We start from the raw sequence: 14,608 nt of genomic DNA on the forward strand, positions 1-14,608 counted from the left end.
CCGCGATGAACGCCAGGCCCGCCCGGGAACGCGCCCAGCAGCGACGACGCCGGCATCGGGCCGGCACGGATTTCGGCGAGGAAAGCCATTTTGCTCGGATCACTGCGCAGTATTGTTCAGGAAGTTAACACCGCACGGGACCTGCCCTCGGCGCTGGATATTATTGTCCGGCGGGTGCGCGACGTTATGCAGACCAAGGTCTGCTCGGTATATCTGCGCGACAAGCACTCCGGCAATTATGTATTGATGGCCACCGAGGGCCTCAACCAGGACTCCGTGGGCCAGGTACATATGGCCCCCGGGGAAGGCCTGGTGGGCAATGTGGCCACCCGCGAAGAGCCGATCAACCTGGAACACGCCGAGGCCCACCCCGCGTATCAGTACTTTCCCGCCACTGGGGAGGAACGGTTTTCCGCGTTTCTCGGCACCCCCATCATCCACCACCGCAATGTCCTGGGTGTACTCGTGGTACAGCAGGCCGAGCGCCGCCGTTTCGACGAGGGTGAAGAAGCCTTTCTGGTCACCCTGTCGGCCCAGCTTGCCGGAGTCATCGCCCACGCCGAAGCCACCGGCGCCCTGGCCACCATGGGGCAGCAGCGCAATGAAGCCAAGTTCAGCGGTCTCGCCGCCTCCCCGGGCATTGCCATCGGCCGTGCACATATCGTCGCGCCGCCAGCCAACCTCGCCACAGTGCCCTTCGCCTGTTCGATGGATGTGGATGCGGAACTGGCCCTGTTCCAGCAGGCCCTGGCCGCAGCGCGCAGCGAAATCCGCGAAGTGGGCGAGCGCCTCAAGAACGACCTGAACAAAGAAGAGCGCGCCCTCTTCGACGCCTATATCAGCATGCTCGACGACAGCTCCATCGCCGTCGAGGTGTGCGAGCGCATCCGCCAGAAGCTCACCGCCAGCCGCGCCTGGGCCGAGGTCATGCTGGAACATGTGCGCCGTTTCGAAGCCATGTCCGACTCCTACTTCCGCGATCGCGCCGCCGATGTGCGCGACCTGGGTGCGCGGGTTCTGATGCACCTGCGCCAGCAGGAACAGAGCCAGCGGGATTACCCCGCCAACACCATCCTTATTGGCGAGGAGCTGACCGCATCGGTACTTGCCGACGTGCCGCGGGAAAAGCTCGCCGGCCTGGTCTCGGTAAAGGGCTCGTCCAACAGCCACGTCGCCATCCTCGCCCGCGCCATGGGTGTGCCCGCGGTAATGGGCGCACAGGAACTGCCCTGGGAGCAGGTCGATGGGGTCGACATGATCGTCGACGGTTACCGCGGCGACCTGCACCTGCAACCGGGCCCCGAGCTCCGCCGCCACTATGAAGCCATTGTCGCCGAAGAGCGCGAACTGGCGCGCAACCTCGACCACCTCGCCAAGCTGCCCGGGGAAACCGCCGACGGCCACCGGGTGCGTCTGTGGGTCAACACCGGCCTGATGGCTGATGTCGTGCGCTCCCTGGAGCGCGGCGCCGAAGGTGTCGGCCTCTATCGCACCGAAGTCCCCTTCCTGCTGCGCGACCGCTTCCCCTCGGAAGAGGAGCAGCGGGAGATTTACCGTGAACAGTTACAGGCCTTCGCCCCGCGCCCGGTGACCATGCGCACCCTGGATATCGGCGGCGACAAAGCCCTTACCTACTTCCCCATCGAGGAAACCAACCCCTTCCTCGGCTGGCGCGGCATCCGTGTCACCCTCGACCACCCCGAAATTTTTTTGGGACAAGTGCGCGCCATGATGAAAGCGAGCCTCGGGCTCGACAACCTGCGCATCATGCTGCCGATGATCACCGGCGTCAGCGAAGTGGAAGCCGCGCGCAAACTGGTCAACCGCGCCTACGACGAACTGATCGACGAAGGCTACGCCATCAAACGCCCGCCGCTGGGCATCATGATCGAAGTCCCCTCCGCGGTGTACCAGGCCCGCGAACTGGCCAAGCGCGTCGACTTCATGTCCGTGGGCAGCAACGACCTCACCCAGTACCTGCTCGCCGTCGACCGCAACAACAGCCGCGTGGCCAGTATCTACCACAGCTTCCACCCCTCGGTACTGCAGGCACTGCTGCAGGTAGTCACCGCCTGTCACGAGACCAGCACCAAGGTGGGTATTTGTGGTGAACTGGCGGGAGACCCGGGCGGCGCACTGCTACTGGTGGCCATGGGCTACGACGTCCTCTCCATGAACGCCACCAACCTGCCGCGGGTCAAGGCCGCGCTGCGGGAAGTGAACAAGTCAGACATTGACCGCTTGCTCCAACAGGTGTTGACCATGGAGTGTCCGGAGCAGATTGAAGAACGCCTGCACGGGTATTTACAGGACCTGGGGATTGGTGGGCTGCTGCAGCCGCAGAAGGCGGAGGCGAGTTCGGATTCCTGAGCCTGTTTTCTGGTGGATAAGCGCAGCGCATCCACCATTTACCACTTATCTATAAACAAAAACGCCGGGCATTGCCCGGCGTTTTTGCATCAGAGTCGACAACAAGGATCAGTCGTCGTTCTCTGCCTTGTACGCGTCCGCGTCCAGCAGCTTTTCCAGCTCGCTCTCATCGCTCGGTTTGATCTTGAAGAACCAACCGTCGTCGTACGGGCTGGAGTTCACGGTTTCCGGCTCGTCTTCCAGTGCTTCGTTGATCGCAATCACCTCACCGGAAATCGGCGCGTAGATATCGCTTGCCGCCTTCACCGACTCAACCACACCCGCCTCTTCACCGGCAGACACCGTCTGGCCCACTTCCGGAGTTTCAACGTAAACCACATCACCCAGTGCATCCTGGGCGTGATCGCTGATGCCTACGGTAACAGTGCCATCTTCTTCCAGGCGCGCCCACTCGTGGCTGGAAGCGTATTTCAGTTCGCTGCGAATCTCGCTCATGGGTTCTTCCCTCAGATAAGCTCAAAAAATACTGTAAACAGTCTATCCATTTGTCAGGCCAAAAGCCCAACCCCGTGCTCACACCAGCGACTTGCCGTTGCGCACAAAACTCGGTTTAACCACCCGCACCGGGATCAGCTTGTTGCGGATCTCCACCTGCGCAGAATCACCTACATTCACCGGCACCCGGGCCATCGCAACGGAAAAGCCCAATGTCGGAGAGAAAGTGCCGCTGGTGATGATACCGCGGCGATCACTGCCGTCCACCACAACCTGCTGGCCCGCACGCAGAACACCGCGCTCCTCCAGTACCAGGCCCACCAGCTTGTTTTCCACACCGGCGGCTTTTTCCTGCTCCAGCGCCTCGCGACCGATGAATTTACGATCTGCCGGTTCCCAGGCAATGGTCCAGGCCATATTGGCCTGCAGTGGGGAAGTGTCATCGTCCATTTCATGGCCGTACAGGTTCATACCCGCTTCCAGCCGCAGGGTATCCCGCGCGCCGAGACCACAGGGCGCCACACCAGCGTCCGCCAGCGCGTGCCAAAAGCCTGGTGCATCTTCATTGTTCAGCATGATTTCCAGACCGTCCTCACCGGTGTAACCGGTGCGCGCCACAAACCAGTCGCCACGGGCCACACTGTTGAACACCTTGAGACCGTCGATCGTCGCCGTCCAGTCGATACCCAGTACTTCCTTTACCTTAGCGATGGCCTCCGGGCCCTGAATCGCCACCATCGCCAGATGCGGGCGTTCGGTCAGGGTTACGTCAAAAGCCTTGGCCTGCTCGCTCATCCACGCCAGATCCTTCTCGCGGGTAGCGCAGTTCACCACAACCCGGTAGCCGGGATCGCGCAAATACACGATCAGGTCGTCCACCACGCCCCCACTCTCATTCAGCATGCCGGTATACAGCGCCTTACCCGCATTACCATCCAGCTTGGCCACGTCATTGGCCAGCAGGATGCGCAGATAATCCCGAGCACCTTCGCCATCGACATCCACCACGGTCATGTGAGAAACGTCAAACATGCCCGCGGACTTGCGCACCTTGTGGTGCTCTTCCAGCTGTGAGCCGTAGTGCAGCGGCATATCCCAGCCACCAAAGTCCACCATCTTGCCGCCCATGGCGACGTGGGCATCATAAAGCGCGGTTTTGTTTCCCATTCTGAGCTGAATCCCGTGTCGGTTATTGTCTGTCGAGCATTTGCCTGAAAGCCGCGTATTCTAACGGCCGTGTTACCGGGCTTACCAGATGCCGATACTCTGCAAAGACTAGCAGCCGCAGTGAAAAATATGCTTTGCCATGACTTATGGAGCGCAATGTCAGCCGCCGCCCGCTTTCCGCGCGCCTGTGGCCGGACCTTGTCTGGGCGGGTTATCACGCACTCGCTATATAAATATGCGAAAAAAGAACTTTTGGCGCTAAGGGGTTTACAGTAGCTTTAACCGTCAAATGGGCCTCTCAGGCCTTCTCACCCGTTACCTACTCAATAAATACACCGCTATGGATTGGTCTGGCTGGTTTTCACTCTTTCTTGTCTTCGCCGTACTGGCCACACTGATCTTTACCCGCGTCCACGCGTATCTGGTGATGATGGCGGCGCTCACCCTGCTGAGCGTTACCGGTATTCTGTCACCCGAGGAGGCCCTGTCCGGTTTCAGCAACAGCGGCCTGATTACCGTCGCCGCCATGTTCGTGGTGGCCACCGGCATCCACGCCTCCGGTGGGATCGACATGATGGTGAAACACCTGCTGGGGCGCCCCAAAACCACCCGCTCCGCCATGATGCGGGTATTCGCGCCGGTGGTGGCCCTGTCCGGCTACCTCAACAACACGCCGGTGGTGGCCACCATGATTCCCGCCCTGAACGCCTGGGCCAAGCGTATCGATGTGCCCCCCTCCAAGCTGATGATTCCGCTCAGCTACGGCGCCATTCTCGGTGGCACCCTCACGCTTATTGGTACCAGTACCAATCTGGTGGTCAACGGCCAGTACCAGTCGATCACCGGCAACGAGGGCTTCTCTCTGTTCTCAATTGCCGCCGTGGGCCTGCCCGCGGCACTGGTTGGCGTCGCATTCATGCTGATCTTTTTCCCGCGCTGGCTGCCGGATCGCCGCGAAAAACAGCCGTTTGGCAATTTGCGGGAGTTCACTCTGGAAGTGGCGGTGGACAGCAAAGGGCCGCTAGTGGGCCAGACCGTGGAAGAGGCCGGGCTACGGGGGCTGCGTCGGGTGTATCTGGTGGAAATTGATCGGGACAACCGGGTGATTACGCCGGTGCGTTCGGAAGAAAAGCTGCGCGGCGGCGATCGTCTGGTGTTTGCCGGCGACACCGAAGCCATTTCCGACCTGCTGCGTATGCGCGGCATTGTGCCCTCGGATCACGACCACGAGGAAGCCGCGCTCAAGGGCGGCTTTGAGGAGCGCAGTCTGGTGGAGGTGGTGGTTTCGCCGCACTGCGAGGTGATCGGCAGCACCATCCGCGATGCCCAGTTCCGCAAGCGTTACGGCGCCGCGGTATTGGCGGTGGCGCGTCAGGGGGAACGTGTTTCCGGCAATCTGGGCAGCACGAAACTGAAAGCCGGTGACACATTACTTCTGGAGGCGCGCCCCGGTTTCGTGTTGCGCCAGCGCTACAGCAAGGACTTTCTGCTGATCAATGATCTGGAGGCGGAAAGCCCGCGCCATGAAAAAGGCCTCACCGCCTGGCTGATCCTGATCGCCATCGTGCTGGCAGCAGCTTCCGGTGTGGTCAGTATGCTGAATGCTTCGCTGATGGGCGCCGGCGCCATGCTGGTAGCCCGTTGTTGCTCGGTGAACCAGGCACAGAAAAGCCTCGACCTTCCGGTGCTGATCACCATCGCTGCCTCCTTCGCCCTTGGCGTTGCCCTGCAGAAAACCGGCGTGGCGGCGATGTTGGCAGAAGGCGTCATCTCTCTGTCTTCCGGCCACCCCTGGTTGATGCTGATTCTGGTATACCTGTGCGTTTCTCTGCTCACCGAGATGGTGACCAACAACGCGGCGGCCATCATCATGGTGCCGATTGTTCTGCAGATTACTGCCAGCGCCGGGCTAAACCCGGAGCCGTTTATGTTTGCAGTGATGATGGCAGCATCTGCCAGCTTTGCCACGCCACTCGGGTACCAGACCAACCTGATGGTATACGGCCCTGGTGGCTACCGTTTTTCCGATTACCTGAAGGTGGGTATCCCCATGAACCTACTGGTCGGTGCCGTGACCATCACGGTATTGCTGACCAACTGGAACCTGGTATTGGGCTGATCTTCAGAGCGGTCGATCCAGGCACAAATATTTGTGGCGCGGTGGTGCGGGCGGGGTTATAAAGTCCGCCCTGTTCAACCCGCTGTGCCTGGCACCATGCCAACTCCCCTTCCTGCGCAGCTTTTGCGGAACCGATCTGTTTGAACGCTGCATTTTCCACTGCGGAGCTACTCCCGCAGGCTGATACCGAGCGCGAACGGCGCCGTGGCCCCGATGGCGACGATCCACTGGACCGCATTGCGTCCGCTCTGCGTGAGACCGGCTATATTGTGCTGCCGGCTCCGCTGCCACCCTCTCTTTTGGGCTCCATGTTGCGGCATTTCCGCTCCATTGACCGCACACGCTTTCAGTCCGCGGGCATTGGTCGGGAACAGGAGCACCAGCTGAACCAGTTTGTACGGAGCGATGAGATTTTCTGGCTGGACCGTTCGAATCCAGCGGTGGCAGCGTATCTGAGCTGGGCGGAAACATTGCGACTGGGACTGAACCAGCGGCTGTTTCTGGGGCTGTTCGATTACGAATGTCACTACGCGCGCTACGATCGCGGGAGTTTCTACAAGAAGCACCTGGATGCGTTCAAGGGCAGCACCAACCGGGTAGTGAGTACGGTGCTCTACCTGACGCCGAACTGGCAGCCGCAGGATGGCGGTGAGCTGCAGATCTATGCGCCTGACAGTGATGAGGTGATCGAGAAGGTGGCGCCGCGTTTTGGCCAGATGGTGATTTTCCTTTCCGAGGAATTCCCCCACGAAGTCCTCACCAGCCACCGCCCCCGCTACAGCGTTACCGGCTGGTTCCGGGTGAACAACAGCCTTGGAGAGAATATTGATCCGGCCCGCTGAGCTCTGAGGCTCGATCTATTTATGTGGCGGCCCTGCTGCCGGGACAACCTTCTGAGACACGCCGTGAACCCATCCCTGGGGGCTCTTCCACGAGGTCCCTCTCGCGGACAAAACGAAGTTTTGGACGCCGAAGGCGCCCGCAGGGTGAGGGCCTTAGCCCGAATCAACGTCTCAGAAGGTTGTCCCGGCATCAGGGCCTTCTCGGCAGCTTTCGTGAAATTAATGCACCGCCGCCACTTCCCGCACCATAGCCGCCATATTCGCCGGGCGATCAATGGGGAAATCGAGATGCAGGCGCGCGCTCACATCTTCCGCACTGATCACACCGCGCACGTGGTGGTTGTCGGTATCCACAACCAGGCAGTGACGCTGTCCACTCTGGCGCATGGCAAGCAGTACATCGCGAATTTTTGCACCGCGTAACTGGCCGAGTTTCATTTGCTGCAACTGGTTCCGGCGCTGCATTAAATCGCCCACGGTCAGGTCGCCGCGCACCTGTCCTGCCGCCACCCGCTGCATGACTCTCTGATAAGAGACGTCTTCGGCGGTGAGCAGCCCGATAAAATCTCCGCGATGATCCATCACCAGTACCCAGGCGAGATGGCCGGTGCGCAGGACCTGGGCCGCGTCCAGAGCAGAGACGGAAGCGGTGAGAACCGCGGGGTGGTGCTTTTTGAAATCGGTGACAAATTTCAGTGCCGGCGAGTCCAGGCTCAGTTCGTGAAACTCTTCCGGGAATACCAGTTTGTCCAGGTCTTGCAGGGGAGCCAAATCCAGTTTTTTCATAGTAGTACTTCTCTTTTTTCGGGCGCACGCTGCCGCTGTCGGGGCGGACAATAGAATGCGCGCTCGTAGCCCGATAATGCGTGAGGTATTGAACGCAACAAAAGCGCGGCCAACACCAGTGATTTATTGGATAAAAAGAAAATTACTACCGGACGGGTGGCCCGCGGATGGTGTGTGCAGCAGGAGCTGCTGACAAGATGGGGGATGCAAAAATTTTCGCAGGCGCGACGAGCGGACCCTCGGTGTCGAAGGTGGCCTGAGGCGCAACCGCAGCCGAATCTTTCTCAATCTGTGGCGGTTCACCATCCCGTTGCAACAGGACACGGACAACCTTATCGGCGGAATCCAGCTGTACTCCCGCCGGCTCTGCGCGGCCTTCGGCGCAGAGTAGCAAGGATTGCATCAGTATCAGCAGAATTCCGAAACGCACGCTACAGATCTCTAGATGGGCTTAACGTTTTTCTCAATCTCGTTATGCGCCCTGTCAGGTTGTTATTCAAGGGGAGTTGCGACGAACGGTTTATTTTTTTCGTTTTTTTGACACCGCATCCGTGTCGCTATCCTTCGCGGTAGAGCCTTCGGCTTGTGACACCTGCTGCTTCAGTTGGTTAACCTCGGACTTCACCTGCTGCTCGAGTTTTTCCTGTGGCCAATCGTCTTCCTGCACTTCCTGAGCAGCCTCATCCACGCGCAGGCCATGGCGCTTGGCGCGGATCCGCCACAGGCGTTTGGCTACCTGCTGGCGATCCGGGGTTTTATCCGCTTCATCGACGATTTCTTCACCCAGTAGGGTTTCGAGAATATCCTCCAGCGCCACCAACCCCTCCAGACTGCCGTACTCATCGACAACGGCACTGATCTGCACGCGACGGGACAGCATCTTTTGAAAAACCTGATAAATGGGCGCGGTCTCCGGCAGCATCAATAGATCGCGACGCAGGTTACGCAGGGTGTCTTCAAGATCACCCCGTGCGTAGGCCTGTAGTAAATCCTGCTTGAGCACAAAGCCCACCACCAGGTCGGGATCGTCCTGCTCGTATACCGGAATACGGGAAAAGCGACTCTTCTCCACTTGCTCATAGGCTTCGGCGACGGTCATGTCCTGAGACAGGGAGAACACCACGGTGCGTGGCGTCATCACCTCACGAACCGTGTGATCGCGCAGGGTGAAGAACAGGTTGTGCAGAATACTGGACTCGCGACTCTCCAGCTGGCCCTCCGCCTCGCCAATTTCCGCCATCACCGCAAACTCCTCGCGGCTGAAACCTGTCAGCGTGGTGCCGTGTGCGAGACCGCGGGTGAGCCATTCCGACAACCATACGAAGGGCTTTAGTACCATCACTAGGTAACGCAGGGTAAACGCGGTGATCGGTGCCAGCTGACGCCAGTAGACCGCGCCCAGGGTCTTGGGAATGATCTCGGAAAATACCAGAATCAGCAGGGTGAGAATCGCAGACGCGATCCCGAGATACTGATTGCCGAACACCGCAGCCGCCTGCGCCCCGGCACCAGCGGCACCGACTGTATGAGCGACGGTATTAAGTGTCAGAATGGCAGCCAGCGGGGCGTTGATGTCTGCTTTCAGCTCACTCAACAGTTTCCCGGAGGCATGCCCTTCCCGCTCCAGCAGCTGAATATAAGGGCGGGTGACACTCAGGATGACCGACTCTGCGATGGAACACAGAAAAGAAAATCCCAGAGCGACGAGGACGTAGATAATCAGTAATAGCATTGTCTGTCAGAAAGGTTGCCGGCGATGGTGAGTCGCATCATCGTTTTTTTTTGACGGCGGCGCAAAGTATCGGCTACCACCGGCCAGACAGAACACCAGTCCCAGTGCAAGCCCCGCTACAAAACCACCCACATGGGCGGCGTTGGCAATACCCCCGGGAATGAAATAATCCACCACGCCAAGCATGCACACCAGCAGCCACACCACCGATAACCAGAGCAGTGCGCCGGGCACATCACGCCACTGGGGCTGGAAGCGCTGAACCACCAATGCACAGCCGATCAGTGCATATACCACACCAGACATACCACCAAACAGGCTCTGTGGAGAGGAATAATACTGTGCGAGGTTGGCCGCGGGGGCACTGACCAGCGCCAGTAAAGCAAACCACAGGGACCCGGCTCGCGCTTCCAGTGAGCGGCCGACAATCCAGATTCCCAGACTGTTGAACAGTGCATGGGGAATTGAAAAATGCACCATCGCGGGGGACCAGAGCCGCCAGTACTCACCCTGCGCCAGATGCAATCCCAGGGTGCTGCCGGGCAATTCCAGATCGCCACTCGGCTGCGGAAAAATAAGTAACGGTTCCCCCCAGCCCTGGCGCAGCATAAACCAGCCGATAAAACACAGCGCAATCAATAGCAGCGACACCGGGGTCTGCTGCAGTGGCCACTGGGGAATCACACTCACAGGGGGTCGCTGCACCGGATCTGTCGCGCCGGTGCGCTCTTCAGTGCCAGGTGCAGTATCTACTTCAGCCGCCTGCCGCCCCCCGTCATCAACCGTTTCGGTACCCGCCTGTGAATCCACCGCCGCCCCCGCCTGCGGGTACTCCGCGCCAGGGTCATGTACGTGCACAGTCACCTCTGCCAGATCAACTCCGCCTTCCTGCCAGCGTGTCAGCAACTGGCGCATGGGATCCACCAGCTGCGGTGCGAGGCTCGCTACCACCTGGGTGTTATTTTCCTCGGTGATACGCAGGGGTAATTGATGGCGGCGAATAAATTCCGCCAATGGCGACAGATCTTTGCCCAGCGGGAAATCGCAGACAGTTATCCAGTTACTCAAACGGCGCCCCTACTCGGTGAATACACATGAAAATCAGTGGCAGACTCTAACAAAAAACGCGGCTGGTGCGCCGCGTTTTCGAGATTCATCATCCGTGATCCATTCACACAGACATGGCCCGCATGATGATGCGTTTTTTCAACATTGGACTCGCATCCACCATACTCAGCCCCGTATTGCGCAGCCAGCGCCAGTGCAGATCACCCGCGCCAAACAGCGACTTGAAGGTGCTCATTGCCTTCAGGGTGGACGCATTTTCACCGCGACGGCGGCGCTGGTAACGGGACAGTACTGACGCGTGTGCCGGAGAAATATTGCGCTCGAGCGCCCGTCCAACCTCCTCCGCCAGTACCCGGGCGTCCATCATGCCCAGGTTGACCCCCTGGCCTGCGAGGGGGTGGATGCTGTGAGCCGCATCCCCCACCAGTACCGCACCGGGGCCGTAATAGGATTCCGCGTGACGGGCACGCAGGGCAAAGGAAAAACGTTCGCCCACCGATTCAATACCGCCGAGACGGCTTTCAAACGCCTTTTCCAGGTTCAGCGCGAATGCCTTGTCATCCAGCATCACCAATTCACGGGCAAGGCTGTCATCGGCGGACCACACCACCGCACAGTGACGATCATCACCCAGCCCAGACAGCGGCAGAAACGCCAGCGGTCCGCTATCCAGGAAACGCTGCCAGGCGGTATTCTGATGCGATTTTTCACACCGCGCCACGCATACCAGTGCGGTCTGCTGGTACTCGACATCCCGCGTGCGAATGCGCAGCAGATCCCGCACCCGCGAGCGCACGCCATCGGCACCCACCAGCAATCGGGTGGTAAGCACTGGAGCCTGTTCCTCCAGCCCTTCTACCTGCTCACGGTTCGGATCCCGTGACTGCAAATGCCAGAGACCGCAGTCGCGCCACCAGCTTTCCAGCTTGAATCCGGTGACCATGTCCACATTGGGAAGCGCATCAATGCGCTGACGCAGCGCCTGGAGAATCACGTTGTTCTCCACAATGTGCCCCAGGTTGGGTAACTTCACATCGCGGCAATCAAAGTACACCGAGCCGGTGCCCTCGGCGTCCCACACCCGCATCTGCGTATAGGGGCACTCGCGCTTGCCGGCAATCAGCGACCAGGCGCCCGTCTCCTCCAGCAGGTCGCGCGAAGCCTCGGTGAGGGCCACAACCCGGGCGTCGTAGGTATCGGGCCGCACCGGTGGTTCCACCGACGATGCTTCCAACAGCGAAATCCGCAACTGTGGATAACGCACCGCCATCAAAGCGGCCTGCGCCATACCCACCATGCCACCACCGACGATGGTTACGTCCATTCGCTGTCTGTTCATAGGCAGAAAATCTCCGGAATGAAGAGTTGTGAAGGTATCGAGTGACCGCTGCATCGGTCGTACCTAGAATCCGAACCTTTATAGTGTGCGGCGCGCCTAAGCAGTAATTCCTGCCGCCTGGCGGGCAAATGCCGTCCGCGTGGCCGGCGTCAGCGCCAGCCCCAGCAGCCCCAATTGACGCAACCCACTGGTCAACAGGTTGCGGGAGGCAAACAGCGGCGGAATCTTGTCACTGAAGCCAATAGTGAGCTGCTGGTCATGTTGACGTTCGCGCCAATAGGCCTCCAGTAAGTCTAGCTCGCCGGGACCGGTACGGACGAAATCCGGTCCTTTCTCCGCCACTGTCCGACCAATGGTACGGGCCAGACCATCGCAGTCCCGCAGTGTCAGATTAAAACCCTGCCCGGCGACGGGATGCAGGAAATGGGCGCTGTTGCCAACCAGCACTACACCGCGGCGCACCTGTTCCCGGGCCAGTGACAGGGTGAGCGGATAGCTATGGACTTTACCGGCGCGAATAATTCGACCGGCGCGCCAGCCAAAGGTCTGCTGCAGGTGCCGGATAAAATCTCTCTCCGGCAAATCTGCCAGGGATGGTTGCGCGCTTTCCTCACAGGTCCACACCAGTGCAGCACGATGCACCCCGTGCCGTTTGGGCAGCGGCAGCAGCGCCATCGGCCCAGTATCGGTAAAGCGCTCGAAAGCGATGCCGCGATGATCCCGTTGCAGGCCCACGGTCGTTACCAGCGCCTGCTGCTGATAATCCACCTTTGACGTCAAGATGCCGAGCCGGTTGCACAATGCAGAGCCGGCACCATCGGCAATCACCAGCAGGCGGGTTTGCAGGGACGATATGTTATCGGCGCGCTGAATATGCAATTTTGCGCCCGATGACAGCATCTCCACATCCGTTACCTGCGCGTTATCCAGTAGCTGCACCGAAGTCTTTTCCAGTGCCCGATACAGCAGGGGTCCAAGGGCCGCATTCTCGATCACGGCCCCGAGCATTCCGTCGAAGCTCGCGGCTTTTTCCCGACGCGCATCGAGACTGGCACCAAGGCTGTGCCCACGATCCGACACCTGTACCTGGCGGATCGGCTCGGCAAATTCCTGCAGTGCCGGCCACAGCCCCAGTTGCGAAAAAATACTCAGGCTGCCCGCTGCAATGGCGGTGGCACGGGTATCAAAACTCGGCAGAGTGAGCGGTGTTTCCACCGCGGAAACGGACTGACGCTCCAGCAGGGCAACGTTCAGCTGGGGACAATGATGGGCCAGCAGCAATGCGAGACTGGCGCCGGCCATGCCGCCGCCAACAATCGCGATATCCGTATCCTGAATGGATTCCGTCACAGCAGAGCCTCCTGTACAAGATCTCCGGCGCTCATGAGATGTTCGATATCGGCAATGGTTTTCGGCGCTGCCGCAGACAATACCCTGTTGCCATCTTTGGTCAGGGCCACGTCGTCCTCGATTCGAATACCGATACCGCGGAATTTTTCCGGCACCGAGGGCGCATCTGCAGCAATATAGATTCCCGGCTCCACTGTCATGGTCATACCCGCTTCCAGCTGGCGCCACTGTCCATGCACTTTATAGTCGCCAACATCGTGTACATCCATCCCCAGCCAGTGGCCGACCCGATGCATATAGAATTGCCGATAGGCGCCCGATTCGATCAGGCCGGAAACCTCCCCCTGGAGCAGACCAAGATCTTTCAGCCCCTGCACAATAATCTCCACGCTGGCGAGGTGAGGCTGATCCCAGTCATTGCCCGGCAGACACTGGGCGATTGCCGCCAGCTGACTGGCGAGCACAATTTCATACACCGCTTTTTGCGCACCACTGAAGCGACCATTGACGGGAATCGTACGGGTAATATCGGCGGCATAGCCGCGGAACTCACAGCCCGCATCAATCAGCACCAGATCACCGCTTTTCAGTTGCGCATTATTGGCGATGTAGTGCATCACCAGTGCGTTGCCCCCACTGCCGACGATACTCGGATAGGCGGGCTGTCGCGCGCCGGCACTGGTAAAGGTATGCAGTAACTCCGCTTCCAGCTCATACTCAAACATGCCCGGGCGACATACCTGCATCGCACGGCAATGCCCCTGCGCGCTGATTTCCGCAGCCCGCGCCATCAGGCGGACCTCCGCCGCACTCTTGTACAGACGTAAATCGTGTAACAGCGGATCGAGCGTCCGCATCTGCGGTGCTCCACTGCTCCCAGGGGCGCACTCAATGGTCTGTAGATACGACTGCAGGCGCCGATCCAGCTGTGGAAAACGCCCCATGGTGAAACAGATGAAATCTTTCCCTTCCAGCAGGCCCGGGAGGATATCGTCGAGGTCACCAATGGGGAATGCATCGCTCAGGCCGCAATGTGCCGCAGCCCGCTCCGGCCCCAGCCGCGGGCCATCCCACATTTCTTTTTCCTCATCGCGCTCACGGCAAAACAGCAGTGTTTCTCCCTGCTCGCGTCCCGGGGCCAGCACCAGCAGAGACTCCGGTTCGTCGAAACCGCTCAGGTAGAGAAAGTCGCTGTCCTGGCGAAATGGAAAATAGGTATCCCGGGAACGCAGCTGTTCGCGGGCAGACGGCACAATGGCCACACTGTTTTCCGGCATGGCATCCAGCAGGCGCTGGCGGCGACGCGCGTATTCGGCTTTAGAAATATTCATTGGTGAGCA

At 59.7% G+C, this 14,608-nt stretch carries 11 protein-coding genes; 3 read left to right on the plus strand and 8 right to left on the minus strand.

What is annotated here, in order from left to right:
• The first annotated feature begins 90 nt into the window (after positions 1–90).
• Positions 91–2,370 carry a phosphoenolpyruvate--protein phosphotransferase gene (gene ptsP, locus AU11_RS11345; RefSeq protein ID WP_043319471.1) on the plus strand — a complete coding sequence of 760 codons (2,280 nt, stop codon included), beginning with the start codon at positions 91–93 and terminating at the stop codon, positions 2,368–2,370.
• A gap of 108 nt (positions 2,371–2,478) precedes the next feature.
• Here ptsP and gcvH read toward each other — a convergent pair whose 3' ends face one another.
• Positions 2,479–2,865, minus strand: coding sequence for a glycine cleavage system protein GcvH (gene gcvH, locus AU11_RS11350; RefSeq protein ID WP_043319474.1), 387 nt, complete (start codon positions 2,863–2,865; stop codon positions 2,479–2,481).
• Positions 2,866–2,943: 78 nt separating this feature from the next.
• Positions 2,944–4,032, minus strand: a complete 1,089-nt coding sequence (gene gcvT / locus AU11_RS11355; protein WP_043319475.1) for a glycine cleavage system aminomethyltransferase GcvT — start codon at positions 4,030–4,032, stop codon at positions 2,944–2,946.
• 289 nt (positions 4,033–4,321) lie between these two features.
• On the opposite strand from gcvT, the gene AU11_RS11360 reads away from it, so the two are divergent.
• Both AU11_RS11360 and AU11_RS11365 read left to right on the plus strand, forming a co-directional pair.
• A complete protein-coding gene (locus AU11_RS11360; RefSeq protein WP_231491861.1) occupies positions 4,322–6,151 on the plus strand; it encodes an SLC13 family permease in 1,830 nt (609 codons plus the stop codon).
• A gap of 140 nt (positions 6,152–6,291) precedes the next feature.
• Entirely contained in the window at positions 6,292–6,993 is a 702-nt protein-coding gene (locus AU11_RS11365) for a 2OG-Fe(II) oxygenase (protein ID WP_081848075.1), read from the plus strand.
• Between the two features lie 219 nt (positions 6,994–7,212).
• Here AU11_RS11365 and AU11_RS11370 read toward each other — a convergent pair whose 3' ends face one another.
• The 6 genes from AU11_RS11370 to pepP form a co-directional block, all read right to left on the minus strand.
• The gene (locus AU11_RS11370) at positions 7,213–7,779 is read right to left on the minus strand and encodes a CBS domain-containing protein (RefSeq protein ID WP_051687201.1); all 567 of its coding nucleotides are present in this window, start codon (positions 7,777–7,779) and stop codon (positions 7,213–7,215) included.
• A 520-nt stretch (positions 7,780–8,299) separates the two neighbouring features.
• Positions 8,300–9,511 carry a hemolysin family protein gene (locus AU11_RS11380; protein ID WP_043319480.1) on the minus strand — a complete coding sequence of 404 codons (1,212 nt, stop codon included), beginning with the start codon at positions 9,509–9,511 and terminating at the stop codon, positions 8,300–8,302.
• 6 nt (positions 9,512–9,517) lie between these two features.
• Positions 9,518–10,579, minus strand: coding sequence for a rhomboid family intramembrane serine protease (locus AU11_RS11385; protein ID WP_043319482.1), 1,062 nt, complete (start codon positions 10,577–10,579; stop codon positions 9,518–9,520).
• Positions 10,580–10,682: 103 nt separating this feature from the next.
• Positions 10,683–11,918: a UbiH/UbiF/VisC/COQ6 family ubiquinone biosynthesis hydroxylase gene (locus AU11_RS11390; RefSeq protein ID WP_043319484.1), complete on the minus strand. Its 1,236-nt coding sequence runs from the start codon at positions 11,916–11,918 to the stop codon at positions 10,683–10,685.
• A 96-nt stretch (positions 11,919–12,014) separates the two neighbouring features.
• Positions 12,015–13,268 (minus strand): FAD-dependent monooxygenase, encoded by a 1,254-nt coding sequence (locus tag AU11_RS11395; RefSeq protein ID WP_043319486.1) that lies wholly within the window; start codon positions 13,266–13,268, stop codon positions 12,015–12,017.
• Complete coding sequence (pepP, locus tag AU11_RS11400) at positions 13,265–14,599, minus strand: Xaa-Pro aminopeptidase (protein ID WP_043319488.1); 1,335 nt, start codon at positions 14,597–14,599, stop codon at positions 13,265–13,267. Before pepP ends, AU11_RS11395 begins: the two co-directional genes overlap by 4 nt.
• Positions 14,600–14,608: the final 9 nt, after the last annotated feature.

Origin of the sequence: Microbulbifer sp. HZ11 (assembly GCF_000708675.1) — a bacterium.
GTDB lineage: Bacteria > Pseudomonadota > Gammaproteobacteria > Pseudomonadales > Cellvibrionaceae > Microbulbifer.